The organism is Paraburkholderia sp. J69-1 (genome assembly GCF_905220255.1).
Lineage (GTDB): Bacteria > Pseudomonadota > Gammaproteobacteria > Burkholderiales > Burkholderiaceae > Paraburkholderia.
Map to the genome: position 1 here is coordinate 113,740 of NZ_CAJMZG010000023.1, position 24,773 is coordinate 138,512.

The 24,773-nt window shown below is 60.4% G+C and carries 36 protein-coding genes; all 36 read right to left on the reverse strand.

The features are described from left to right. Positions 1–7: 7 nt before the first annotated feature. A complete protein-coding gene (dsbD, locus tag U5A67_RS32605) occupies positions 8–1,984 on the reverse strand; it encodes a protein-disulfide reductase DsbD (protein WP_321817586.1) in 1,977 nt (658 codons plus the stop codon). Further along, complete coding sequence (gene cutA / locus U5A67_RS32610) at positions 1,977–2,288, reverse strand: divalent-cation tolerance protein CutA (protein WP_321817593.1); 312 nt, start codon at positions 2,286–2,288, stop codon at positions 1,977–1,979. The genes dsbD and cutA overlap by 8 nt, the downstream gene beginning before the upstream one ends. Positions 2,289–2,567: 279 nt before the next feature. Beyond that, positions 2,568–5,003, reverse strand: a complete 2,436-nt coding sequence (locus tag U5A67_RS32615) for a family 20 glycosylhydrolase (protein ID WP_321817594.1) — start codon at positions 5,001–5,003, stop codon at positions 2,568–2,570. Positions 5,004–5,313: 310 nt separating this feature from the next. Continuing rightward, complete coding sequence (gene rplQ, locus U5A67_RS32620) at positions 5,314–5,706, reverse strand: 50S ribosomal protein L17 (RefSeq protein ID WP_167065719.1); 393 nt, start codon at positions 5,704–5,706, stop codon at positions 5,314–5,316. A gap of 139 nt (positions 5,707–5,845) precedes the next feature. Next, a complete protein-coding gene (locus U5A67_RS32625; RefSeq protein ID WP_158951561.1) occupies positions 5,846–6,823 on the reverse strand; it encodes a DNA-directed RNA polymerase subunit alpha in 978 nt (325 codons plus the stop codon). Positions 6,824–6,947: 124 nt separating this feature from the next. Next, entirely contained in the window at positions 6,948–7,571 is a 624-nt protein-coding gene (gene rpsD / locus U5A67_RS32630; protein WP_205986954.1) for a 30S ribosomal protein S4, read from the reverse strand. A gap of 166 nt (positions 7,572–7,737) precedes the next feature. Beyond that, the gene (gene rpsK / locus U5A67_RS32635) at positions 7,738–8,142 is read right to left on the reverse strand and encodes a 30S ribosomal protein S11 (protein WP_006052224.1); all 405 of its coding nucleotides are present in this window, start codon (positions 8,140–8,142) and stop codon (positions 7,738–7,740) included. Positions 8,143–8,170: 28 nt separating this feature from the next. After that, the gene (gene rpsM / locus U5A67_RS32640; protein ID WP_103706958.1) at positions 8,171–8,536 is read right to left on the reverse strand and encodes a 30S ribosomal protein S13; all 366 of its coding nucleotides are present in this window, start codon (positions 8,534–8,536) and stop codon (positions 8,171–8,173) included. A gap of 47 nt (positions 8,537–8,583) precedes the next feature. After that, a complete protein-coding gene (rpmJ, locus tag U5A67_RS32645; RefSeq protein WP_205986955.1) occupies positions 8,584–8,700 on the reverse strand; it encodes a 50S ribosomal protein L36 in 117 nt (38 codons plus the stop codon). A 20-nt stretch (positions 8,701–8,720) separates the two neighbouring features. Further along, complete coding sequence (gene infA / locus U5A67_RS32650; RefSeq protein ID WP_004521905.1) at positions 8,721–8,939, reverse strand: translation initiation factor IF-1; 219 nt, start codon at positions 8,937–8,939, stop codon at positions 8,721–8,723. A 6-nt stretch (positions 8,940–8,945) separates the two neighbouring features. Next, positions 8,946–10,292 (reverse strand): preprotein translocase subunit SecY, encoded by a 1,347-nt coding sequence (gene secY, locus U5A67_RS32655; protein WP_205986956.1) that lies wholly within the window; start codon positions 10,290–10,292, stop codon positions 8,946–8,948. Between the two features lie 59 nt (positions 10,293–10,351). Continuing rightward, a complete protein-coding gene (rplO, locus tag U5A67_RS32660; protein ID WP_028222618.1) occupies positions 10,352–10,786 on the reverse strand; it encodes a 50S ribosomal protein L15 in 435 nt (144 codons plus the stop codon). Positions 10,787–10,816: 30 nt separating this feature from the next. After that, complete coding sequence (rpmD, locus tag U5A67_RS32665) at positions 10,817–10,999, reverse strand: 50S ribosomal protein L30 (RefSeq protein WP_010106952.1); 183 nt, start codon at positions 10,997–10,999, stop codon at positions 10,817–10,819. A 10-nt stretch (positions 11,000–11,009) separates the two neighbouring features. Continuing rightward, positions 11,010–11,528 carry a 30S ribosomal protein S5 gene (gene rpsE / locus U5A67_RS32670; RefSeq protein ID WP_027819342.1) on the reverse strand — a complete coding sequence of 173 codons (519 nt, stop codon included), beginning with the start codon at positions 11,526–11,528 and terminating at the stop codon, positions 11,010–11,012. Positions 11,529–11,542: 14 nt separating this feature from the next. Next, positions 11,543–11,908 carry a 50S ribosomal protein L18 gene (gene rplR, locus U5A67_RS32675; protein WP_205986957.1) on the reverse strand — a complete coding sequence of 122 codons (366 nt, stop codon included), beginning with the start codon at positions 11,906–11,908 and terminating at the stop codon, positions 11,543–11,545. Between the two features lie 12 nt (positions 11,909–11,920). Further along, on the reverse strand, positions 11,921–12,451 hold the full coding sequence (gene rplF, locus U5A67_RS32680) for a 50S ribosomal protein L6 (protein WP_205986958.1): 531 nt from the start codon (positions 12,449–12,451) through the stop codon (positions 11,921–11,923). An 18-nt stretch (positions 12,452–12,469) separates the two neighbouring features. After that, a complete protein-coding gene (gene rpsH / locus U5A67_RS32685) occupies positions 12,470–12,865 on the reverse strand; it encodes a 30S ribosomal protein S8 (protein WP_205986959.1) in 396 nt (131 codons plus the stop codon). 14 nt (positions 12,866–12,879) lie between these two features. Beyond that, a complete protein-coding gene (gene rpsN, locus U5A67_RS32690) occupies positions 12,880–13,185 on the reverse strand; it encodes a 30S ribosomal protein S14 (protein WP_027819346.1) in 306 nt (101 codons plus the stop codon). 7 nt (positions 13,186–13,192) lie between these two features. After that, positions 13,193–13,732: a 50S ribosomal protein L5 gene (rplE, locus tag U5A67_RS32695; protein ID WP_028206519.1), complete on the reverse strand. Its 540-nt coding sequence runs from the start codon at positions 13,730–13,732 to the stop codon at positions 13,193–13,195. Between the two features lie 16 nt (positions 13,733–13,748). Next, entirely contained in the window at positions 13,749–14,057 is a 309-nt protein-coding gene (rplX, locus tag U5A67_RS32700) for a 50S ribosomal protein L24 (protein WP_027819348.1), read from the reverse strand. Positions 14,058–14,066: 9 nt separating this feature from the next. Further along, positions 14,067–14,435 carry a 50S ribosomal protein L14 gene (gene rplN / locus U5A67_RS32705; protein ID WP_205986960.1) on the reverse strand — a complete coding sequence of 123 codons (369 nt, stop codon included), beginning with the start codon at positions 14,433–14,435 and terminating at the stop codon, positions 14,067–14,069. A gap of 355 nt (positions 14,436–14,790) precedes the next feature. Beyond that, a complete protein-coding gene (gene rpsQ, locus U5A67_RS32710) occupies positions 14,791–15,063 on the reverse strand; it encodes a 30S ribosomal protein S17 (protein ID WP_028206516.1) in 273 nt (90 codons plus the stop codon). Further along, positions 15,060–15,254 (reverse strand): 50S ribosomal protein L29, encoded by a 195-nt coding sequence (rpmC, locus tag U5A67_RS32715; RefSeq protein WP_027819350.1) that lies wholly within the window; start codon positions 15,252–15,254, stop codon positions 15,060–15,062. The genes rpsQ and rpmC overlap by 4 nt, the downstream gene beginning before the upstream one ends. Positions 15,255–15,265: 11 nt before the next feature. Beyond that, a complete protein-coding gene (gene rplP / locus U5A67_RS32720; RefSeq protein WP_205986961.1) occupies positions 15,266–15,682 on the reverse strand; it encodes a 50S ribosomal protein L16 in 417 nt (138 codons plus the stop codon). A 2-nt stretch (positions 15,683–15,684) separates the two neighbouring features. After that, positions 15,685–16,458: a 30S ribosomal protein S3 gene (rpsC, locus tag U5A67_RS32725; RefSeq protein WP_205986962.1), complete on the reverse strand. Its 774-nt coding sequence runs from the start codon at positions 16,456–16,458 to the stop codon at positions 15,685–15,687. An 11-nt stretch (positions 16,459–16,469) separates the two neighbouring features. Next, entirely contained in the window at positions 16,470–16,799 is a 330-nt protein-coding gene (gene rplV, locus U5A67_RS32730) for a 50S ribosomal protein L22 (protein WP_004199272.1), read from the reverse strand. Positions 16,800–16,811: 12 nt separating this feature from the next. Beyond that, positions 16,812–17,087 carry a 30S ribosomal protein S19 gene (gene rpsS, locus U5A67_RS32735; protein ID WP_027797286.1) on the reverse strand — a complete coding sequence of 92 codons (276 nt, stop codon included), beginning with the start codon at positions 17,085–17,087 and terminating at the stop codon, positions 16,812–16,814. Positions 17,088–17,097: 10 nt separating this feature from the next. Then, positions 17,098–17,925, reverse strand: coding sequence for a 50S ribosomal protein L2 (gene rplB / locus U5A67_RS32740; protein ID WP_205986963.1), 828 nt, complete (start codon positions 17,923–17,925; stop codon positions 17,098–17,100). A gap of 2 nt (positions 17,926–17,927) precedes the next feature. Continuing rightward, positions 17,928–18,242, reverse strand: coding sequence for a 50S ribosomal protein L23 (gene rplW / locus U5A67_RS32745; protein ID WP_167065687.1), 315 nt, complete (start codon positions 18,240–18,242; stop codon positions 17,928–17,930). Next, entirely contained in the window at positions 18,239–18,859 is a 621-nt protein-coding gene (gene rplD / locus U5A67_RS32750) for a 50S ribosomal protein L4 (RefSeq protein WP_027819355.1), read from the reverse strand. Before rplD ends, rplW begins: the two co-directional genes overlap by 4 nt. Continuing rightward, positions 18,859–19,518 (reverse strand): 50S ribosomal protein L3, encoded by a 660-nt coding sequence (rplC, locus tag U5A67_RS32755; RefSeq protein ID WP_167065684.1) that lies wholly within the window; start codon positions 19,516–19,518, stop codon positions 18,859–18,861. Before rplC ends, rplD begins: the two co-directional genes overlap by 1 nt. Before the next feature lie 199 nt (positions 19,519–19,717). Further along, positions 19,718–20,029: a 30S ribosomal protein S10 gene (gene rpsJ, locus U5A67_RS32760; RefSeq protein ID WP_027819357.1), complete on the reverse strand. Its 312-nt coding sequence runs from the start codon at positions 20,027–20,029 to the stop codon at positions 19,718–19,720. A gap of 137 nt (positions 20,030–20,166) precedes the next feature. Then, complete coding sequence (tuf, locus tag U5A67_RS32765; protein ID WP_205986964.1) at positions 20,167–21,357, reverse strand: elongation factor Tu; 1,191 nt, start codon at positions 21,355–21,357, stop codon at positions 20,167–20,169. An 83-nt stretch (positions 21,358–21,440) separates the two neighbouring features. Next, positions 21,441–23,543: an elongation factor G gene (gene fusA / locus U5A67_RS32770; protein ID WP_321817587.1), complete on the reverse strand. Its 2,103-nt coding sequence runs from the start codon at positions 23,541–23,543 to the stop codon at positions 21,441–21,443. A 149-nt stretch (positions 23,544–23,692) separates the two neighbouring features. Further along, positions 23,693–24,163, reverse strand: a complete 471-nt coding sequence (gene rpsG / locus U5A67_RS32775) for a 30S ribosomal protein S7 (RefSeq protein WP_006053291.1) — start codon at positions 24,161–24,163, stop codon at positions 23,693–23,695. 184 nt (positions 24,164–24,347) lie between these two features. Continuing rightward, positions 24,348–24,728, reverse strand: a complete 381-nt coding sequence (gene rpsL, locus U5A67_RS32780; protein WP_027821136.1) for a 30S ribosomal protein S12 — start codon at positions 24,726–24,728, stop codon at positions 24,348–24,350. Positions 24,729–24,773 lie beyond the last annotated feature (45 nt).

Genomic DNA, 24,773 nt, shown 5'->3' on the forward strand with positions numbered 1-24,773 from the left:
GACGGATTTACGACTGATTTCCCGGCAGTTTGAGCAGATCCCGCGACGGCACGACCGATGCCGATGGCGCTTGCGCATCGGCATTGGGCGCAGGTGCCGACGATGCCGGCGTCGCGGACACGCGATCGAGACGTGCGAGGAATTTATCGGCGTTCTCATAGCCGACCACGCGCAGCACTTCGTTGCCCTTCGTATCGAAGAAAATAATGCCCGGCGGGCCGAACAGGCCAAAGCGTTTGAGCAGCGCCTGATCGTCGGTGCTGTTGGCGGTCACGTCGGCGCGCAGCAGGCCCAGTTGCGCGAGCTTCGCCTGCACGCGCGGGTCGCTGAAGGTGAACTTCTCCATCTCCTTGCAGCTCACGCACCAGTCGGCGTAGAAGTCGAGCATCGACGGCTTGCCCGCCGTCTTGAGCGCCGCGTCGAGTTGCGCCGACGAGCGCACGGGCGCAAAGCTCAATGCATCAGCCGGCGCGCCTGCAGTTTGCGCTGCACCGGCCGCGCCTTCATGTGCCGCCAGCACGGCGAGCGGGCGCAGCGGGTCGACCGAGCCGGCAGCCAGACCGACGATCAGCGTCGCGGCCCAGATGGCGAATGCCGCGCCCACGCCGCGGCCGAGCCGGCGCCAGACGTTGGCGGGCCCGGCGTTCGGCGTGAACAGGCCCAGCGCGGCGGCCGCCAGCAGCAGCCAGAGCGCGGCCAGCAACATCTGCGCGGTCGCGCCCAGCACCGGCCAGACGATCCACAGCGCCGCCGCCAGCAGCACCACGCCGAAGAACACCTTCACGCCGTCCATCCACGTGCCCGCGCGCGGCAGCAGCGTGCCCGCGCCCAGACCGAGAATCATCAGCGGCACGCCAAGGCCGATGCCCATCGCGAACAGCGCCGCACCGCCGAGCACGGCGTTGCCCGTATGGGCGATGAACGCGAGCACGGCGAAGAGCGGCGCGGTCATGCAGGCGCCGACCACGAGCGCGGACAGCGCGCCCATCAGCGCAACGGCGGCGAACTTGCCGCCCGAGCGGCCCTGCGACGCGCGCGAGGCGCCGTCCTGCCAGCGCTGCGGCAGCGCGATGTCGTAGCCGGCGATCAGCATCATGGCGAAGGCCGTCAGCAGGATGCCGAAGGCGCCCAGCACCCACGGATTCTGCAGCCACGCGCCCAGACTCTGCCCGACCAGCGCGGCGGCAATGCCGAGCACGGTGTAGACCAGCGCCATGCCGAGCACGTAGACGAACGACAGCGCGAAGCCGCGCGCGCGCGTGACCTGCGCGCCCTCGCCGACGATGATCGCCGAGAGGATCGGGATCATCGGATAGGAACAGGGCAGCAGGCTCAGCACCATGCCCGCGACGAAGTAGAGACCGACGACCGCGAAGAAACCGCCGCCTTGCAGCAGCGATTGCGCGTAATCGGCGCTGGTGGCGCGCTCGTACCACGGCTGGGCGGAGTCGGCGGCGACGCCGGGTGCGGCGCCCTGAGGCGCACCCGCCGCTTGCAACGCAGCTCCGCTCACGTGGTAGACGTGTTCGGCGGGCGGATAGCAGATGCCTGCATCGGCGCAACCCTGCGAGGTCACCGCGAGATCGAACGCAGCGCTCGCGGCCTTCACGGGCACGCGGATCGTCAGTTCCTTGCGATAGGTCTCGACGTTCTTGTTGAAGGTCGGATCGAACTTCACGTGGCCGGGCGGGATCTGCGCGTCGCCAAGCGTGGCCGTACCGCCATTGGCCGCATTGCGCGCCGCAAAGGCAAAACGCTCCCGATACATGTAGTAGCCATCGGCGATCTTGAAATGCACATCGACCATGCCCGGCTCTTCGCTCGCGCTGAAGGTGAAGGCCTGATCGGGCGGCAGGAAATCGTCGTCGGCGTGGGCAGGCGCGGCGCCGAACAACAGCGGCAGCAAGCAAGCGATGAACGCAAGAAAGGCCTGCAACGGGGCGTACGGCGCGGCGCGCAGGCGCCGATCGAAGCGGTTAGACATGAATGGGACGCTGTGTCTCGGCATGAACCCACTGGCCATAGGCGTTCGACGCCGTGACCTGCCACGAAAGAATCTCGGGCGTTTCGTAGGGATGCTCGGTCTGGATGAACTGTTCGAGCTCGGCCGCGCGCGCGAGGCTCGTCTTGAAAAGCAACTGGATCTCGTCGCCGGATTCGATCTTGCCCTGCCAGTGATACTGCGAATGCACCGCGCCCAGACGCGTCACGCAGGCCGCGAGCCGCTGCGCCAGTATACCGGCGGTGAGCTTTTCGGCGATGTCCTCGTCGGGCACGGTGGTCAGCATCAGGGTTACGCTGGGGATCACATTGAGGGTCACGACGAACTCCGGCAGGCGGCCTCGTTGCTGCGCGCGTGCGCGCCAAGGCCAGGAAAGGCAGAACGTTATCGTACCACCGGCGCCGATTGGCTTTACTCATGCACCTGCGGCGCCCGTGAGTGGCAAACGCGCCCACCTGGCGTTTATTCCCGCGCCGCAAACAAAAAAGCCAGGGCTGGCCTGGCTTTCCTGGACATCGCGCGACGCAGGATCGCGCTTGATCCGCTTTTTGTCCGCTCTTTCCCGTTAGTTGCTGGAAAGTCTGAGCGACGGGCGCACGATCGCACCCGTGCGCTGCAGCTTGGCGATCTCGCGCGTCTCCAGCACGCGCATGAACGCGGCCCAGTCCTGCGCCAGTGCGGCCTTGTCGACCTTATCGGTATCGCCGAGCTTGAAGCGCTCGCCCACCCGATACGGCAACTCCCATGACGCCCGGTGCCAGGAACGTTCGGCCAGCGCGAGCAGACGCGGATACACCATGTACTCGAACAGCTGGTCGTTGCGGATCACCTCGGCCCACGCCTGCCCCTGCATGCCTTCGATATGCGGCGCCGTGCCCGTGGTCACGATCTCGAACGGCTTGCCGTCGCGATCGGGCATGATTTCGGCGTTCTGCGGCAGGTTGTCGGGCGCGAGCGAGAAGACCTTGAAGCTGTCGGTCGCGTGCGAGCCCCAGTAATAGCCGCGCTCGTGCGGATCGATTGTGTACGGGAAGTCGAAGTAGAGATAATCCGGCAAGGCGAGCACGCCGCGATAACCCTTCTGGCTCCACGACTGCACGGTATCCGCGCCGCCCCAGTAGAGCGTGTCCCAGAGCGTCACCATCACGCTGCCGGTCGCAAAGTCCTGCGGACCATTGGCGTGCTTCACGCCGTCCTGCCAGGCCGCCATCGCGCCGATGCCATTGGCGCTGACAAGCTGGCTGACATCGATCGCGAACTTCGTCGGCAGTTCATCGACAGAAGCGACCTTGCCTTGCTGAACCCAGGCGGTGCACCACGGCGAGCGCGCCCACGGTTTGTCCTGCGCGGCGAGATTGATGCGCCCCTTGCCGGCGTCGCTGCCGTCGAGCGCCTGGAAGCCCGCGCCGAGCAGGATGTTCTTCGCCTCGTCGCCGCCAAAGTGCCAGACCGATAGCGGCGCGCCGGCTTCGCGATGCATCGCCGCGATTTCGCCGATCACCTTGCCGGCAAAACGACGCGCGCTGTCGGAACACGGATTGAGCGCCGTGCGACGGTCGTAGAACTGCACCGACGTGATGTTCGACGTGTCCTGCGGGTCCAGCAGCCGGTACTCGTTGGCGCCCTGTTCGTCGCCCTGCGCGTGCAGTTTGCGGTAGCGAGCTTCCATCGACACCACGGCGGCACGCTCGTGCGCCGGCATGTCGATTTCGGGAATGACCTCGATAAAGCGATCCGACGCGTAGCGCACGAGCGCGACGTAATCGGCACGACTCAGGTAACCGCCGCCCGATTCGTTGTTCGGACCCGATGCCAGTTGCGGCAGGAGACAGCGGTTTTCGTCCAGATCATGGCAGCGCTGGCCGCCGATGTCGGTCAGCTCGGGCAAGCCGGGAATCTGAATGCGCCAGCCTTCGTCGTCGGAGAGATGCAGGTGCAGGCGGTTGAGCTTGTAGGCGCTCATCTGGTCCATGAGGCGCTGCAGCGTCGCCGGATGGCGGAAGTTGCGCGCGAGATCGACCATCATGCCGCGATGCGTGTAGCGCGGCGCATCCTCGATCGTCAGCGCGGGCACGCGGCCGCCGCCTGCAGGCGTCAGCGAAAAGAGCGTCTGGACGCCGTAGTAGACGCCTGCTGCGTCGTAGCCGTCGATGCTCACGCCATCGCGCGCGATCGTCAGGCGATAACCGCCCGACACGGCCACGTCGGCGGGCAACGCAGCGGGCGCGATGCGGCCAGTCACGGTCACGGGCGTACCTGTCAGCCCAAGTGCCGATGCCCGCGACTGCAACGAAGCAAGCTGCCCGGCCTGCAGTCCCGGCAACGAGAGCGCCACGCCGGCGACGTTCAGATCGCCGTCGCCGCTCTCTTCGCGCAGGACAGCGGGAACGGCACGCCCGGCAACCTGCTGCGCGGACGGTGCCGCGGCCTCGGCGCGAGCACGCTGGATTTGCGCGGGCGTCTGCGTGAAATCGGCTGCGCTATCGGGGTTGGGCGGCAGGCTTTCGACGTACTGGGTTTCGTCGTCGGTATTGTTTGCCTTGAGGACGACGGGCGTCGCGCCTTCGACCACCACGTAAGCACGCGGCAGCAAATCGCTATAGCGCCGATACCAGTACTCGCCCACGAACGGCACTTCGATGCGTTGTCCCGGCGCGAGCGTAAATGCGCCTTGCGCGGGCGAAAGCGCGTACAGATCGCCAGTGATGTGACGCCAGACAATCGCTGCGTTATCGATGGCGAGCACGCGGCGGATGCTGTGCAGATAGAGCGTCCATCCGCCGGCCTTGAGCGGCTCCGAGCCCAGATTTTCGAGGATCAAGCGGCCGCGCGCGCAACTCGCCCAGTCCGCGCCGAGGTTCGCGCATGACACGCCCGCCTGGCTCGCGTCGTTGGTATCGATCGCGACGCTCAGTTTCAGGCTTTCGGCCAGCTTGGCGGCCTGAACGGTCGCGCCCGCCGTGGTATCCACGGAACTGCCGCACGCGGACAGCGCCAGCATGGCCGTCAACGCGCACAACGCAGCCAAAAATCGAATGGCCGAACGCACGGACAATCGCCTCCGTTCGGCCTCACAATTACTACGGAATCCTAAAATAATTCCCGAATAATAAGACATGTCTCCCCCATTGCCGGCGACGCCCGCTCAGACCCTTACTATAAGTTGACGACTCAACCCGAAGGTGGCGGTAGATCAAGCTCGATGGCATTTGGCTGCGCGCATCGCAGCCGGGGACGCCAAAAACAAAAAAGCCAGGCTAGGCCTGGCTTTTTCGCGCGCCGCTTGATCCTGGGATCAAGCGACTAGAAGCTTATTCCGCTTCCTGGACGTTCTCTTCCGTGACTTCCGGACGGTCGAGCAGTTCGACCAGTGCCATCGGTGCGTTGTCGCCAACACGGAAACCGAACTTCAGGATACGCAGGTAGCCGCCCGGACGGTTCGCGAAACGCGGACCCAGAACTTCGAACAGCTTCGTGACCGAGTCACGATCGCGCAGGCGGTTGAACGCCAGACGACGGTTTGCCAGCGAGGGCTTCTTGCCGAGCGTGATGAGGGGCTCGACAACCTTACGCAGTTCCTTCGCCTTCGGCAGCGTCGTCTTGATGACTTCGTGCTCGATCAGCGAGTTGGACATGTTACGGAGCATTGCCAGACGGTGGCTGCTCGTGCGGTTCAGTTTCCGCAGACCATGGCGGTGACGCATTTCAATTTCCTTGAAACAAAGTTTTAGTCCAGCTCTTCTATCGCCTCGCGGGTTTCGCAACCCCGACCAAGGCACGGGCCGGTACAGAAAAAGGCAAGACGCGGATTCTAAAGGAAAATCCGCGTCGCTGCCACATTACTTACTTGTCGAGACCAGCCGGCGGCCAGTTTTCGAGCTTCATGCCGAGCGTGAGACCGCGGGAAGCAAGCACTTCCTTGATCTCGTTGAGCGACTTGCGACCCAGATTCGGGGTCTTGAGCAGCTCGTTCTCGGTACGCTGGATCAGGTCGCCGATGTAGTAGATGTTCTCGGCCTTCAGGCAGTTCGCCGAGCGAACCGTGAGTTCGAGATCGTCCACCGGACGCAGCAGGATCGGATCGATCTGCGGCGCACGCGACGGCGCTTCCGCTGCCGTTTCGGTGCCTTCCAGTGCAGCGAACACCGACAGCTGATCCACGAGGATGCGCGCCGACTGGCGGATCGCTTCCTCAGGCGAGATCACGCCGTTGGTTTCGATGTTCATCACGAGCTTGTCGAGGTCGGTACGCTGTTCGACACGCGCGCTTTCCACGGCGTAGCTCACACGGCGAACCGGCGAGAACGACGCGTCCAGGACGATACGGCCGATGATCTTGGCCGATTCGTCGCCGTAACGGCGCACGTTGCCCGGCACGTAGCCGCGGCCCTTCTCGATCTTGATCTGGACGTCGAGCTTGCCGCCCTTCGTCAGATGCGCAACGACGTGTTCCGGGTTGATGACTTCGCAGTCGTGCGAGAGTTCGATGTCGCCAGCGGTGACAACGCCTTCGCCTTCCTTGCGCAGCGTAACCGTCACTTCGTCACGGTTATGCAGCTTGAAGACCACGCCCTTCAGGTTCAACAGCAGGTTGACCACATCCTCTTGCACACCATCGAGCGTCGAGTACTCGTGCACGACGCCTGCGATCGTCACTTCGGTCGGCGCATAGCCGATCATCGACGACAGCAGAACGCGCCGAAGCGCGTTACCCAAGGTATGGCCATAACCGCGTTCGAACGGCTCCATGACCACTTTCGCGTGGTTGTCGCCGAGCGATTCCACAGCGATGATCTTGGGTTTCAACAAACTGGTTTGCATAGGTTTTCCTTTTCAATACCCTCGGCTCGTTACACCGATAAGGCTGAGATGGCCACAACCTGAAAAAAACAGCCGAGGCCACCTCCTGCGCGAAGCACAGAGGCTACCCCGGCCGTCAATCCGATTAACGCGAATACAATTCGACGATCAGGCTTTCGTTGATGTCGCCAGCGATGTCGCTGCGCTCCGGCACGCTCTTGAACGTACCTTCGAACTTCTTCGCGTCGACCGCAACCCAACCCGGCATGCCACCTTGCTCAGCCAGCGAGAGCGCTTCGACGATACGCACTTGCTTCTTCGCCTTTTCGCGAATAGCAACGACGTCGCCTGCCTTCACTTGCATCGACGGGATGTTCGCGACGACGCCGTTCAGCGTGAGAGCCTTGTGGCTCACGAGCTGACGCGCTTCAGCGCGGGTCGATGCGAAGCCCATGCGGTACACGACGTTGTCGAGACGCGATTCGAGCAGTTGCAGCAGGTTTTCGCCGGTGTTGCCCTTGATACGGTCAGCTTCCGCGAAGTAGCGGCGGAACTGGCGCTCGAGGACACCGTAGATACGCTTCACTTTTTGCTTTTCGCGAAGCTGCGTGCCGTAGTCGGACGTGCGGGCGCCCGAGGTGCGGCCATGCTGACCCGGCTTGCTGTCGAGCTTGCACTTGTCAGCGAGCGAGCGGCGTGCGCTCTTCAGGAAGAGGTCGGTGCCTTCACGGCGGGACAGCTTGGCCTTCGGGCCGATATAACGTGCCACGTTGCTTTCCTTCGATAATTGATCACGCAAAGCCTTGGAACGGGGAGACCCCGCGGCTCGCGCTAGTCCGGCCCTTTGGACCGAACGGTGGGCTTAGTCAATTCAATAACGCCGAGAGCCTGGGACGCCGTTACCGGCGGCTCAGGCAGTCGGCTTATGCGACGCCTTAGATACGACGGCGCTTCGGCGGACGGCAGCCGTTGTGCGGGACCGGCGTAACGTCGGAGATCGCGGTGATCTTGATGCCAAGACCATGCAGCGCGCGCACCGCCGATTCGCGACCCGGGCCGGGGCCCTTGATACGCACTTCGAGGTTCTTGACGCCGTATTCCATTGCAACACGGCCAGCCGACTCCGCTGCGACCTGAGCTGCAAACGGGGTCGACTTACGCGAACCCTTGAAGCCCTGGCCACCCGACGTTGCCCAGGCAAGAGCATTGCCTTGACGATCGGTGATCGTGATGATCGTGTTGTTGAACGACGCGTGAACGTGAACTACGCCCTCGGCGACGTTCTTCTTAACCTTCTTGCGAACGCGTTGCGCCGCGGAGTTGTTCGAAGCCTTAGCCATTACGTTTTCCTGTAACTGTCAGAACCGCTTACTTCTTCAGCGACTGTGCTGCGCGGCGCGGACCCTTGCGCGTACGTGCGTTGGTGCGCGTACGCTGGCCACGCAGGGGCAGGCCCTTGCGATGGCGCACGCCGCGGTAGCAGCCGAGGTCCATCAGGCGCTTGATGTTCATCGTCGTTTCACGGCGCAGATCGCCTTCGACAACAAACTTGCCCACTTCCTCGCGCAGCTTTTCCAGATCCGCGTCGTTCAGGTCCTTGACCTTCTTGTTAAACGGCACACCCGCGGCAACGCAGATGTTGCGCGAACGCGTGCGACCGACACCGAAAATTGCCGTCAGGCCGATTTCAGTGTGCTGGTGGTTCGGGATGTTAACCCCTGCAATACGAGCCATTGTTTTTCCTCAAACAAAAAGCGCAGGCAAAAGTGCGCTTAAATCACTCAGCCTTGACGCTGCTTGTGGCGCGGCTCCGTGCTGCAGATCACGCGAACGACGCCGTTACGCTTGATGATCTTGCAGTTACGGCACATGCGCTTTACCGATGCCATCACTTTCATGATATTACCCTTTTTCTAAATCACTTCGCCCGGAACACGATCCGCGCACGCGACAGATCGTAAGGCGTCAATTCAACCGTCACCTTGTCGCCCGGAAGAATGCGGATGTAGTGCATCCTCATTTTTCCGGAAATATGCCCTAGAACGACATGGCCGTTTTCCAGCTTCACCCGAAAGGTAGCGTTGGGGAGGTTTTCGATCACCTCACCCTGCATCTGGATTACATCGTCTTTGGCCATAGGTCCTTAACGCATCGGGACTCCGCCACCCTTGAAGTTGGCCTTCTTGAGCAGCGATTCATATTGTTGCGACATGACGTACGACTGCACCTGCGCCATGAAGTCCATTGTGACGACGACAATGATCAGCAGCGACGTTCCACCAAAATAAAACGGCACATTCCAGCGCAGCACCAGAAACTCAGGCAGTAGACAGACAAACACGATATAGATCGCACCGGCCAGCGTCAGACGCGTGAGGATGCGGTCGATATAACGTGCCGTCTGATCGCCCGGACGGATGCCAGGAACGAACGCGCCACTTTTCTTCAGGTTGTCGGCCGTTTCCCTGCTGTTGAACACCAGAGCGGTGTAGAAGAAGCAGAAGAAGACGATCGCCAACGCATACAGCAACACGTACACGGGCTGGCCAGGCTTGAGGGCTTCGGCCACGTTGTGCAGCGTGTTCGCGAACCAGCTGTCTCGCGAACCCGAACTGAACCAGTTCAGGATGGTTGCCGGGAACAAGATGATCGACGATGCAAAGATCGGCGGAATCACGCCCGACATGTTCAGCTTGAGCGGCAGGTGCGACGACTGCCCACCGTAGATCTTGTTGCCAACCTGACGCTTCGCATAGTTCACGAGGATCTTGCGCTGGCCGCGTTCGATGAACACCACCAGGTACGTCACGGCTGCAATCAGCGCCACGATGATGATCGCCGAGACGGGGCCCATCGAGCCGGTTTGCACCAGCGAGAAGAGACCGCCAATCGCGTTCGGGAAACCCGCTGCGATACCGCCGAAGATGATGATCGAGATACCGTTGCCAAGCCCGCGTTCCGTGATCTGCTCACCAAGCCACATCAGGAACATCGTGCCCGTCACCAGCGTCACGACCGTCGTCAGACGGAACACCATGCCCGGATCGATCACGAGTGCCGGCTGATTTTCCAGCGCGACTGCAATGCCGAAGGCCTGAAAGGTCGCCAGCACTACCGTGAAGATCCGCGTGTACTGCGTAATCTTGCGTTGTCCAGCCTGCCCTTCCTTCTTCAGCGCCTCGAGCTGGGGCGAGACGATCGCCATCAGCTGCAGGATGATCGACGCCGAGATATACGGCATCACACCCAGCGCGAAGATCGTAAAGCGAGACAGTGCGCCGCCCGAGAACATGTTGAACATGCCAAGGATGCCGCCTGACTGGCTCTGGAAGAGCTTCGCCAGTTGATCCGGGTCGATGCCCGGCACCGGAATGTGCGCACCGATACGATAAACGACCAGCGCCAGCAGCAAGAACATTGCACGCCGGCGCAGGTCGCCGAACTTCGGAGCGCTGCGACCGGTTTTTGCGAGACTCGGGCTGTTAGCCAAGTACCTTCTCCGATGCAGATGTTAGTGACGGCGGGCAAGCCCGCACGCACCACTCACAATCACTCGGCAAAAGAACCGCCTGCTGCTTCAATCGCAGCACGCGCATTCTTCGTCGCACCCAGGCCCTTGACCACGACCTTGCGCTTGATCTCGCCAGTAGCGATGATCTTTGCGGAACGGGTCATTTCGCCAACGAGACCTGCCTGCTTGAGAGCCAACAGATCGATTTCGTCGACCGGCAGCTTCTCGATGTCAGCAAGGCGCACTTCACCGACGAATTCCTTCGTCAGCGAGGTGAAGCCACGCTTCGGCAGGCGACGCTGCAGAGGCATCTGACCGCCTTCGAAGCCGACTTTATGAAAGCCGCCCGAACGCGATTTCTGACCCTTGTGACCACGACCTGCGGTCTTGCCGAGGCCAGAGCCGATGCCGCGGCCGACGCGACGCTTAGCGTGCTTCGCGCCTTCTGCCGGCTTCAGGTTATTCAATTCCATTTTCAACTCCTGGAGTCTTTGGTCGACCGCTTAGCCGATGACCTTAACGAGGTACGAGACCTTGTTGATCATGCCGCGCACAGCCGGCGTGTCCTGCAGCTCGGAAACCGAGTTCAGGCGGCGCAGGCCGAGACCGCGCACAGTGGCACGGTGCGTTTCGCGGGTCCCAATCAGGCTCTTGACGAGCTGAACCTTGACAGTTTTTTCAGACATGGTGCCCACCTTAGCCCAGAATTTCTTCGACGGACTTGCCGCGCTTCGCCGCGATGTCAGCCGGCGTCGACTGCTTGCGCAGACCGTCCAGCGTTGCACGCACGAGGTTGTACGGGTTCGTCGAACCGTGGCTCTTTGCCACGACGTTCTGCACGCCCATCACGTCGAACACTGCGCGCATCGGGCCGCCGGCGATCACGCCCGTACCTGCCTTCGCCGGAGCGAGGAGGACGACCGATGCGCCATGCTTGCCGTGCACTTCGTGTTGCAGGGTGCCGTTCTTCAGGGGCACCTTGAACATGTTGCGACGAGCTTGTTCCATCGCCTTCTGGACAGCAACCGGCACTTCTTTCGACTTGCCCTTGCCCATACCGACGCGGCCATCACCATCGCCAACCACGGTCAGAGCGGCGAAACCGAGAATACGGCCGCCCTTCACAACCTTGGTCACGCGATTGACCGAAATCATTTTTTCGCGAAGGCCGTCGTCGCGTTCGTCAGCCTGAACTTTCGCTTGCATCTTTGCCATGACGAATTCCTTCCTTAGAACTTGAGCCCGGCTTCGCGCGCAGCATCAGCCAGCGCCTTGACGCGGCCGTGATAGCGGAAACCCGAGCGGTCAAAGGCGACGGATTCGATGCCGGCGGCCTTAGCCTTTTCTGCAATACGCTTGCCGATCAGCGAGGCTGCAGCGACGTTGCCGCCCTTGCCCGACTGGTCAGCCAGTTGCGCACGCACTTCGGCTTCAAGCGTCGACGCGCTGGCGAGCACCTTGGTGCCGCACGGCGAGAACACTTGCGCGTAGATGTGCGTGTTCGTGCGATGCACGGCCAGGCGCGCGACCTGCAGCTCAGCGATCTTGAGACGCGTCTGACGAGCGCGGCGCAGGCGAGTTTGAGTCTTATCCATGATTGCGCACCCTTACTTCTTCTTCGTTTCTTTGAGGATCACGACCTCGTTGGCGTAACGCACACCCTTGCCCTTGTAGGGCTCCGGCGGGCGATAACCGCGCACTTCGGCTGCGGTCTGGCCAACTTTCTGCTTGTCGATCCCCTTGATCACGATTTCCGTTTGCGACGGGGTTTCAGCCTTCACGCCTTCCGGCATCTGGTGCACCACCGGGTGCGAGAAACCCAGCGACAGGTTCAGCTTGTCGCCTTGTGCCTGAGCACGGTAACCAACGCCAACCAGCGTCAGCTTGCGCTCAAAACCCTTCGTCACGCCATGCACCATGTTCGCGACGATCGCGCGCATCGTGCCAGACATCGCATTCGCTTCGCGGCTGTCGTCCGCCGGCTCAAACTTGAGCACGCCGTTGTCGTTGACCACTTTCACGAGGCCGTTCGCAGCTTGCGAAATCGTACCCAGCGCGCCCTTGACGGTAATCTTCTCGTCGCTGAGCGTCGCTTCTGCGCCTTGCAGCGCGACCGGGCTCTTACCTACTCGAGACATGTTTCTTCTCCTTAGGTCTTAAGCGACGTAGCAGATAACTTCGCCGCCGACGCCAGTAGCGCGCGCCTTGCGGTCCGTCATCACACCCTTCGGCGTCGAGACGATCGCAACACCCAGGCCATTCATGACCGACGGGATGTCGTTGCGGCCGCGGTACACGCGCAGACCAGGCTTCGAAACGCGTTCAATGCGCTCGATAACCGGACGGCCAGCGTAGTACTTCAACGCGATGTTCAATTCCGACTTCGCACCTTCGGTTTTCACCGCGAAGTCGTCGATATAACCTTCGTCCTTCAGAACCTGCGCAATCGCAATCTTCACTTTCGACGAGGGCATAGCAACCGAAACCTTCTCGACCATCTGCGCATTGCGGATGCGAGTCAGCATATCGGCGATAGGATCACTCATGCTCATTTATGTTTCTCCTATTACCAGCTCGCCTTGGTGATGCCAGGGATCTCACCACGGAACGCGATTTCACGAATCTTGTTACGTGCGAGACCGAATTTGCGGAACGTGCCACGCGGACGACCCGTGATCGCGCAGCGGTTACGCTTGCGGGTCGGGTTCGAGTTACGGGGCAGTTGTTGCAGTTCGAGGCGAGCTGCGTAACGCTCTTCTTCCGACTTGCTTTGGTCGTCGATGATCGCCTTCAGCTCTGCACGCTTCGGTGCAAATTTCGCTGCCAGACGAGCGCGCTTCTTTTCACGTTCGATCAGTGCCAGTTTAGCCACGGTAACCTCAGTTGCGGAACGGGAACTTGAAGCCGGCGAGCAGTGCCTTTGCTTCTTCGTCAGTCTTCGCGGTCGTCGTGATGCTGATGTTCAGCCCACGCAGTGCGTCGATCTTGTCGTAGTCGATTTCGGGGAAAATGATCTGCTCTTTCACACCGATGTTGTAGTTACCACGGCCGTCGAATGCCTTGCCCGACACGCCACGGAAGTCGCGCACGCGGGGCAGCGCAACCGTAACGAAACGGTCCAGGAATTCGTACATGGCATTGCCACGCAGGGTAACCATCGTGCCAATCGGGTAGCTTTCGCGGATCTTGAAACCAGCGATTGCCTTACGCGACTTGGTGATAACAGGCTTCTGGCCGGCGATCTTCGTGAGGTCGCCAACGGCGTGCTCAAGGACCTTCTTGTCAGCGACGGCTTCACCAACACCCATGTTCAGGGTGATCTTGGTGAGGCGCGGCACTTCCATGACCGACTTGTAACCGAACTTCTCGATCAGGCCAGGAACGACCTTCTCTTTGTAAAATTCTTGCAAACGTGCCATTTTTTACTCCGCAGCGTCAGGCGCTCAGGACAGCACCGGTCGTCTTCAGGAAACGAACCTTCTTGTCCCCTTCGACCTTGATGCCCACGCGCGACGGCTTGCCGTTCGCGTCGACCAATGCGACGTTCGAGATAGCCAGCGGCATAGCCTTGGCTTCCACGCCACCCGTCGTACCCTTCATGGGGTTCGGCTTAACATGCTTTTTAGCAATGTTGATGCCTTCGACAGTAACGCGCTCTTCGCCAATCGCCACTACGACGCCGCGCTTGCCCTTGTCTTTGCCAGTGACGACAATAACTTCGTCACCCTTGCGAATCTTGTTCATCGCGACTCCTTACAGCACTTCCGGCGCAAGCGAAACGATCTTCATGAATCGTTCACCACGCAGCTCACGCGTAACCGGCCCGAAGATACGGGTGCCGATCGGCTCAAGCTTGGTATTCAAAAGCACGGCGGCGTTGCCATCGAACTTGATCAGCGAGCCGTCTTGACGGCGCACGCCCTTCGCGGTGCGAACCACAACAGCGTTGTAGATTTCGCCCTTTTTCACGCGCCCACGCGGCGTTGCCTCTTTGACGGTCACCTTGATGATGTCGCCAATGCTGGCATAACGACGCTTCGAGCCGCCGAGCACCTTGATGCACATGACTTCACGCGCACCCGTGTTGTCGGCTACTTCAAGCCGAGTTTCGGTCTGGATCATGGTTTATCTTTCCCAACTTAATCCGGTTGCGCCACCATGGCACATCCGGTCAGTCTTGGTCCCGTCAGCCGCGCCGCCACTAGAACGACCGCTCAGCTGCTTGGGTAAGAACAGCAGCGACGGCAAACGAAACCGGCCATCGCATTCCGGTGAATCTTGCAGATCCGGACTGGCGTCCGAACCACTTCCCTCACTACACCGCCCGTTGCTTTGCCAACAACGCGCCCATAAAGAGGGAAGACCAAGACTATAACTCTATAATCTTGGTCTCGCAAGCGAAATCTTTAGCGATTTCAACAACTTCTACTCCCCGGGGATGGTGCCAACTTCGGCTCCCCGGGGTTTGCGTCATTTTTTAGATGACGCGTGCTGCTTCGATCAGCTTCGACACGGTCCAGGCCTTCGTCTTCGAGAGAGGACGGGTCTCCTGGATTTCAACGAGGTCACCCTCGTTGTACGTGTTCGCTTCGTCGTGAGCGTGGTACTTCTTCGACTGCACGACGTACTTGCCGTAGATCGGGTGCTTGACGCGGCGCTCGACCAGAACGGTGACCGTCTTGTCCATCTTGTTGCTGACGACTTTGCCGACCAGCGTCCGCTTAAGCGAGGTTTTCACGCTTTCGTTCATTTCTGGTTCGCCTTCTGAGTCAGGACGGTCCGCACACGTGCGATGTCGCGACGAACCTTCTTCAGCTGGCTCGTGTTCGTGAGCTGCTGGGTCGCGAGTTGCATGCGCAGGCCGAATTGCGCCTTCAAGAGGTCCGACAGCTCTTGATCGAGCGCGGCCTTGTCTTTCTGAAGAAGTTCAGATGCCTTCATCAAATCACTCCTTAGGCGCCGAGCTGGCGAACCATGAAGACCGTCTTCAGCGGCAGCTTGGCTGCAGCCAGACGGAAGGCTTCACGGGCCAGTTCTTCGGACACACCATCCATTTCATACAGCATCTTGCCCGGCTGAATCTCAGCGACGTAGTACTCAGGGTTACCTTTACCGTTACCCATACGTACTTCCGCCGGCTTTTGCGAGATCGGCTTATCCGGGAAGATACGGATCCAGATGCGGCCACCACGCTTGATGTGACGCGTCATTGCACGACGTGCCGACTCAATCTGGCGTGCGGTCAGACGACCACGACCGATAGCCTTCAGACCGAATTCACCGAACGAAACTGCGTTGCCGCGAGTTGCGACGCCGGTGTTACGACCCTTCTGCTCTTTGCGATACTTCCTGCGTTTCGGTTGCAGCATCGTTATTCTCCAGTCTTGCCGTCACGACGCGGTGCGCCACGACGGGCACCCGGCGCGCCTTCACGGCCACGACGGTCGCCACCCGGACGAGCGTTGCGGCGCGGACGCTTTTCTTCGGCGACTTCTTCAACCACCGGTGCGTCGTTACGGCCGAGCGTGTCGCCCTTGTAGACCCAAACCTTCACGCCGATGATGCCGTACGTCGTCTTCGCTTCCGAGGTTGCGTAGTCGATGTCAGCACGCAGCGTGTGAAGCGGCACTCGACCTTCGCGGTACCATTCGGTACGTGCGATTTCGATACCGTTCAGACGGCCGGCGCTCATGATCTTGATGCCTTGGGCACCCAGACGCATCGCGTTCTGCATCGCGCGCTTCATTGCGCGACGGAACATGATGCGGCGCTCGAGCTGTTGCGTAATCGAGTCGGCGATCAGTTGCGCATCCGTTTCCGGCTTGCGAATTTCTTCGATGTTGACGTGAACCGGCACGCCCATGCGCTTTTGCAGTTCGGCCTTGAGGAGTTCGATGTCCTCGCCCTTCTTGCCGATAACCACACCCGGACGCGAGCTGTAAATCGTGATACGAGCGTTCTTAGCCGGACGCTCGATCACAACACGGCCCACCGAAGCGTTCTTCAGCTTCTTCTTCAGGTATTCACGAACACCGATGTCTTCCTTCAACATCGCCGCGAAATTGTTGTTGTTCGCGTACCAACGCGAAGCCCAATTGCGGCTGACGGCCAAACGGAAGCCAGTCGGATGAATTTTCTGTCCCATCGTATGGCTCCTTAATTCCCGACCGTCACAGTGATGTGACACGATTGCTTCTCGATGCGGTTACCGCGACCCTTAGCGCGTGCGGTAAAACGCTTCAGCGAAGCAGCCTTATCGACGTAGATGCTCTTGATCTTGAGCTCGTCGATGTCAGCACCTTCGTTGTGCTCTGCATTGGCGATTGCCGACAGCACAACCTTTTTCACGATGCCTGCCGCTTTCTTCGGCGAGAACGTCAGAACGTTCAGTGCCTTGTCGACCGGCAGACCGCGGATCTGGTCAGCCACAAGACGCGTCTTCTGCGCCGAGATGCGGGCACCGCGATGAATTGCCTTCACTTCCATCTTGATTGCCCCTTATTTCTTGGCCTTCTTGTCGGCTGCGTGACCCTTGAACGTACGGGTCAGTGCGAACTCGCCAAGCTTGTGGCCGACCATGTTTTCCGTGACATACACGGGAACGTGTTGACGGCCGTTATGAACGGCGATCGTCAGGCCGATGAAATCCGGCAGGATCGTCGAACGACGCGACCAGGTCTTGATCGGTTTCTTGTCGCGCGTTGCTGCAGCCGCCTCAACCTTCTTCAGCAAATGGGCGTCGCAGAACGGACCTTTCTTAATAGAACGTGCCATTGCCTACTCCTTAACGCTTGTGACGGCGCTGGACGATCATGCTCGTCGTGCGCTTGTTGCTGCGGGTGCGGTAGCCCTTAGCCGGCGTGCCCCACGGGCTAACCGGATCGCGACCAGCAGCAGTCTTGCCCTCACCACCACCGTGCGGGTGGTCGACCGGGTTCATTGCAACGCCACGGACCGTCGGGCGGATACCGCGCCAGCGGTTCGCGCCAGCCTTACCGATTTGACGGAGGCTGTGCTCTTCGTTGCCGACTTCACCGATCGTTGCGCGGCATTCAACGTGCACACGGCGGATTTCACCCGAGCGCAGGCGAACCTGAGCGTAGATGCCTTCGCGTGCCAGCAGCATTGCCGACGTACCAGCCGAACGCGCGATCTGCGCGCCCTTGCCCGGCAGCATTTCGATGCAGTGGATCGTCGTACCGACCGGAATGTTGCGGATCGGCAGGGTGTTACCTGCGCGGATCGGCGCTTCCGAACCCGACATGAGAGCCGTGCCAACCGTCACGCCCTTCGGCGCGATGATGTAGCGGCGCTCGCCGTCTGCGTACAGAACCAGCGCGATGTTCGCGCTACGGTTCGGATCGTATTCAAGACGCTCAACCTTCGCTGCGATACCGTCCTTGTTGCGACGGAAATCGATCACGCGGTAGTGCTGCTTGTGACCACCACCCTGGTGACGCGTCGTGATACGACCGTTGTTGTTACGACCGGCCTTCGAGGACTTCTTTTCGAGCAGCGCTGCGAACGGCGCACCCTTATGGAGGTCCTTGTTGACGATCTTGACCATCGCGCGGCGACCCGGCGAAGTCGGCTTAACTTTAACGATTGCCATGATTACTTGGCCTCCGCTTCAAAGTTGATTTCCTGGCCGGGCTTCAGGCAGACATACGCCTTCTTGACGTCCTTGCGCTTGCCGTTGAAACGGCCGAAACGCTTGGCCTTGCCCTTCTGGACAAGCATGTTCACCGACTTGACTTCGACCTTGAACATCAGCTCGACAGCAGCCTTGACTTCCTGCTTGTTCGCGTCCGGCGCGACTTCGAAGACGACTTGCTCGTTCTTCTCAGCCACCAGGGTCGCCTTTTCGGAGATCACCGGTGCGAGCAGGACCTGCATCAAACGATGATCGTTCTTGCGAATCTCGCTCATGACAGCAACTCCTCGATCTGGGCAACCGCAGCCTTCGTGATCAGGATCTTCTTGAAGTAGATCAGCGAGAGCGGGTCGGCAAAGCGCGGCTCAACGACTGCCACGTGGGGCAGGTTGCGCGACGCCAGGAACAGGTTCTCGTCGACCGTGTCGGTGATGACCAGCACGGATTCGAGACCCATGGCCTTGAACTTTTCGGCCAGCAGCTTCGTCTTCGGTGCTTCGAGCGAAAACTCTTCGACGACCGAGATGCGGCCTTCACGGGCCAGCTGCGAGAAGATCGAGCAGAGGCCTGCGCGATGCATCTTCTTGTTGACCTTGTGAGCAAAGTTTTCTTCCGGCGAATTCGGGAAGATGCGACCACCGCCACGCCACAACGGGCTCGACGACATACCGGCACGAGCGCGGCCCGTACCCTTCTGACGCCACGGCTTCTTGGTGGTGTGCTTGACCTGCTCACGGTCCTTCTGCGCGCGGTTACCGCTGCGCGCGTTCGCCTGATAGGCGACAACGATCTGGTGAATCAGCGCTTCGTTGTAGTCACGGCCGAACACGACGTCCGACGCGTTAACTGCTGCGCCATCCTGACCATTAGCGTTCAGGAGCTTCAGTTCCATTATTGCGCTCCTTTCTTGACGCGTGCCTTGACAGCCGGCGTCACGAAAACCTTGCCACCCTTAGCACCGGGGACAGCACCCTTGACCAGCAGCAGCTTGCGCTCTGCGTCGATACGGGCGATTTCGAGGTTTTGCACCGTCACGGTTTCGTCACCCATGTGACCGGTCATGCGCTTACCCGGGAAAACACGACCCGGATCCTGCGCCATACCGATCGAGCCCGGCACATTGTGCGAGCGCGAGTTACCGTGCGAAGCACGACCCGAAGCAAAGTTGTAACGCTTGATGGTACCGGCGTAGCCCTTACCGATCGAGGTGCCTTGCACATCGACCTTCTGGCCTTCCGAGAAGAGATCCACACCGATCACGGCGCCATTCGACAGCTCGGCTGCCTTGGCGGCATCGATCTGGAATTCCTTGAGGATTTCACCGGCTTGAACACCGGCTTTGGCGAGATGACCTGCGATCGGCTTCGTCACGCGCGAAGCGCGGCGCGTACCGAACGCAACCTGAACGGCCGTGTAGCCGTCGGTTTCAACAGTCTTGATCTGCGTCACGCGGTTGTCGGACACGTCCAGCACGGTCACGGGAATCGAATCCCCGTCAGCCGTGAAGATACGCGTCATGCCAACCTTGCGACCTACGAGTCCAAGGCTCATCGTTTTCTCCATTCCCGACTGCGATTGGTCGGGGCTAATTTACAAAGTACCGGCATGTTTCCGGGGTAAAGGCCCGCAAAGACACACCGATTTTTTGCGCGAATGCGCGAAAAGACGTCAAGTATAACGTCCTCCCACGTTTTCCGCAAGCAATCAAAGACTTAGCGCGATCAGGCTATCCTGGCCGCGCTGGAGACTCTTACTGCAGCTTGATTTCGACGTCCACGCCAGCCGGGAGGTCCAGCTTCATCAGCGCGTCAACGGTCTTGTCCGTCGGGTCGACGATGTCCATCAGGCGCAGGTGGGTGCGGATTTCGAGCTGGTCGCGCGACGTCTTGTTGACGTGCGGCGAACGCAGGATGTCGAAACGTTGGATACGCGTCGGCAGCGGCACCGGACCGCGAACGATTGCGCCCGTACGCTTCGCCGTTTCGACGATTTCAGCAGCCGACTGGTCGATCAGGCGGTAGTCGAAAGCTTTCAGGCGGATACGGATTTTTTGGTTCTGCATGATGATTCCTTAAAAAGAGCGAGGCGGACTTGCGCCGCCAGACAATATAAAGAGCGCAGGACCACCCCGCGGCAAGGCGCCGCGGGGTGGTCCCTGGGTACATCAACTTCTACAGCAAGCCGAGTATTCTACTCGATTTACTCGATGATCTTCGCGACGACGCCAGCGCCGACGGTACGGCCACCTTCGCGGATTGCGAAGCGCAGACCTTCTTCCATCGCGATCGGAGCGATCAGCTTCACCGTGATCGACACGTTGTCGCCCGGCATGACCATTTCCTTGTCCTTCGGCAGCTCGATCGAGCCCGTCACGTCCGTCGTACGGAAGTAGAACTGCGGACGGTAGTTGTTGAAGAACGGCGTGTGACGGCCGCCTTCGTCCTTGCTCAGCACGTACACTTCAGCCGTGAAGTGCGTGTGCGGCTGGATCGAACCCGGCTTGGCCAGAACCTGGCCACGCTCGACGTCTTCACGCTTCGTGCCGCGCAGCAGGATACCAACGTTGTCGCCTGCCTGACCCTGGTCGAGCAGCTTGCGGAACATTTCCACGCCCGTGCAGGTCGTCTTCACCGTCGGCTTGATACCGACGATTTCGATTTCTTCGCCGACCTTGACGATGCCGCGCTCAACGCGACCCGTCACCACCGTGCCGCGACCCGAGATCGAGAACACGTCTTCAACCGGCATCAGGAAGGCGCCGTCAACTGCGCGCTCCGGCGTCGGGATGTACGTGTCGAGTGCGTCTGCCAGGCTCATGATCGCCACTTCGCCCAGTTCGCCCTTGTCGCCTTCCAGCGCCAGCTTGGCCGAACCCTTGACGATCGGGGTGTCGTCGCCCGGGAAGTCGTACTTCGAAAGAAGCTCGCGCACTTCCATTTCGACCAGCTCGAGCAGCTCGGCGTCGTCGACCATGTCGCACTTGTTCAGGAAGACGATGATGTACGGAACACCAACCTGACGTGCCAGCAGGATGTGCTCACGCGTCTGCGGCATCGGGCCGTCAGCTGCCGAGCAAACCAGGATCGCGCCGTCCATCTGTGCCGCGCCCGTGATCATGTTCTTCACATAGTCAGCGTGGCCCGGGCAGTCGACGTGTGCGTAGTGGCGGTTAGCCGTTTCGTACTCGACGTGTGCGGTGTTGATGGTAATACCACGTGCCTTTTCTTCCGGCGCTGCATCGATCTGGTCGTATGCCTTCGCTTCGCCGCCGAACTTCTGCGTCAGAACCGTCGTGATCGCTGCCGTCAGCGTGGTCTTGCCGTGGTCAACGTGACCGATCGTGCCGACGTTGACGTGCGGCTTGGTCCGTTCGAATTTACCCTTTGCCATGTTTCTCTTCTTTCAAAAAAGTGGTGAATCGGTGACAGTGCGGGGCGAGTCCAGCCCATGCCGGACCCGCCTTGCGCCGATGCTTACTTCGCCTTCGCGCTAATGATCGCGTCGGCCACGTTACGCGGTGCTTCTGCGTAGTGCTTGAATTCCATCGTGTACGTTGCGCGACCTTGCGACAGCGAGCGCAGCGACGTCGAGTAGCCGAACATTTCCGACAGCGGCACTTCGGCGCGAACGATCTTGCCGCCGCCAATCATGTCTTCCATGCCCTGGACAATACCGCGACGGCTCGACAGGTCGCCCATCACGTTGCCCATGTAGTCTTCCGGCGTTTCGACTTCGACGGCCATCATCGGTTCGAGGATGACCGGCTGCGCCTTGCGCATTGCTTCCTTGAACGCCATCGAACCGGCCATGCGGAACGCATTTTCGTTCGAGTCAACGTCGTGGTACGAACCGAACGTCAGGTGAACCTTGACGTCGACGACCGGGAAGCCTGCCAGCACGCCTGCCTTCAGCGTTTCCTGGATACCCTTGTCGACCGCAGGGATGTATTCACGCGGAATCACACCACCCTTGATCTCGTCCAGGAACTCGTAGCCCTTGCCTTGCTCGTTCGGCTCAAGCGTAATGACAGCGTGACCGAACTGGCCGCGACCGCCCGACTGCTTGACGAACTTGCCTTCGACGTCCTTCGCCGTGGAGCGGATCGTTTCGCGGTATGCAACCTGCGGCTTGCCGACAGTTGCTTCCACGCCGAATTCGCGCTTCATACGGTCGACCAGAATTTCGAGGTGGAGCTCGCCCATGCCCGAAATGATGGTCTGGCCCGATTCCTCGTCCGTCTGGACGCGGAACGACGGATCTTCCTGTGCCAGGCGGTTCAGGGCGATGCCCATCTTTTCCTGGTCAGGCTTGGTCTTCGGCTCGACGGCCTGCGAAATCACCGGCTCCGGGAACACCATGCGTTCCAGAATGATCGGGTTCGCCGGGTCGCACAGCGTGTCGCCCGTGGTTGCTTCCTTCAGGCCGACAGCAGCAGCGATGTCGCCTGCGCGAACTTCCTTGATTTCTTCACGGTTGTTCGCGTGCATCTGCAGAATACGGCCAAGGCGTTCCTTCTTGCCCTTGGTCGAGTTCAGCACGGTGTCGCCCGAGTTGACGATGCCCGAGTACGCGCGGAAGAAGATCAGCTGGCCGACGAACGGGTCGGTCATGATCTTGAACGCGAGTGCGGCGAACTTTTCGTCGTCGGCTGCACGGCGCTCTGCCGTTTCACCGTTTTCGAGTTCGCCCTTGACCGGGGGAATGTCCACCGGCGACGGCAGGAAGTCGATCACGGCGTCGAGCATACGCTGCACGCCCTTGTTCTTGAACGCGGTGCCGCACAGCATCGGCTGGATTTCGCAAGCGATGGTACGGTCGCGGATCGCCTTGACGATTTCCGCTTCGCTCAGCTCTTCGCCGCCGAGGTACTTTTCCATCAGCTCTTCGCTGGCTTCAGCAGCCGACTCGATCATCTTTTCGCGCCATTCGTTGCACGAGTCAACGAGTTCTGCGGGGATGTCGACGTAGTCGAACTTCGTGCCTTGCGACGCTTCGTCCCAAATGATCGCCTTCATCTTGATCAGGTCGACCACGCCCTGGAACGTGTCTTCTGCGCCGATAGGCACCACGACCGGAACCGGGTTCGCCTTCAGACGCGTCTTCAGCTGGTCGTAGACCTTGAAGAAGTTCGCGCCCGTACGGTCCATCTTGTTGACGAACGCGAGACGGGGAACCTTGTACTTGTTCGCCTGGCGCCACACGGTTTCCGACTGGGGCTGAACGCCGCCCACTGCGCAGTAAACCATGCATGCACCGTCGAGCACGCGCATCGAGCGCTCAACTTCAATCGTGAAGTCGACGTGGCCCGGGGTGTCGATGATGTTGATGCGATGCTCAGGGTAGTTACCGCCCATGCCCTTCCAGAACGCGGTCGTAGCAGCGGAGGTAATCGTGATGCCACGCTCCTGCTCCTGCTCCATCCAGTCCATGGTCGCGGCGCCGTCGTGAACTTCACCAATCTTGTGGTTCACGCCGGTGTAAAACAGAATGCGCTCGGTCGTCGTCGTCTTGCCGGCGTCGATGTGAGCGCTAATACCGATGTTACGGTAGCGCTCGATAGGAGTCTTGCGAGCCACTTTGATCCTCTATCGGGAGGTGCGCGCCGGGGTCGAACCCGACTGGGTCGATCCCAACGCGCCTGAACACAAACGGGCGAGGCGCTTGATAAGCGCACCCGCCCGGAATTTTTTCCGTCTTTCGAGCCAACCCCAGAAGGGGTTTTCTCTTAGAAGCGGAAGTGCGAGAACGCCTTGTTCGCTTCTGCCATCCGGTGAACTTCGTCGCGCTTCTTCATCGCGCCGCCACGGCCTTCGGCCGCTTCGGAGAGTTCACCTGCCAGACGCAGGGCCATCGACTTCTCGCTGCGCTTCTTCGCGGCTTCACGCAGCCAACGCATCGCCAATGCCATACGACGCGAGGGGCGCACTTCGACCGGAACCTGATAGTTCGCACCACCAACGCGGCGGCTCTTCACTTCCACCACCGGCTTCACGTTGTTGAGCGCGACAGTGAACACTTCCAGCGGGTCCTTGCCACCCTTGGTCTGGATCTGTTCAAAAGCGCCGTACACGATACGCTCGGCAACCGACTTCTTGCCGGAGAGCATCAGCACGTTCATGAACTTGGCTACATCAACGTTACCGAACTTCGGATCCGGCAACACTTCCCGCTTGGGGACTTCGCGACGACGCGGCATGTTTCTTCCTTTAACTTTTCAGTTGAAGCGGGGATCAACCCACGCTCCGCGGCCACCAACTAACCCGATTCATCCATTACGACTTACCAGCCTGGTCGGGTGACCACTTACTCGACAGCACCGGCCAATCCGGCACCTGTCGCTTGTATCGCCAACGCCCGAAAGCGCAGACGACGCTCGACTCTTACTTCGCAGCCTTCGCGCGCTTCGCGCCGTACTTCGAACGAGCCTGCTTACGATCCTTGACGCCCTGGGTATCCAGCGAGCCGCGAACCATGTGGTAACGCACACCCGGCAAGTCCTTCACACGGCCGCCGCGGATCAGCACAACCGAGTGTTCCTGCAGGTTGTGGCCTTCACCGCCGATGTACGAAATGACTTCGAAGCCGTTCGTCAGACGAACCTTTGCAACTTTACGAAGTGCCGAGTTCGGCTTCTTCGGCGTCGTCGTGTACACGCGGGTGCACACGCCGCGACGCTGAGGGCAGTCCTGCAGGGCCGGCGACTTGCTCTTCGTGACTTCCGAAGTGCGGCCTTTGCGAACCAGTTGATTGATGGTTGGCATTGTTTATTCCTGAAATTGAACAAAATCGACGCATTTATTTCCGGG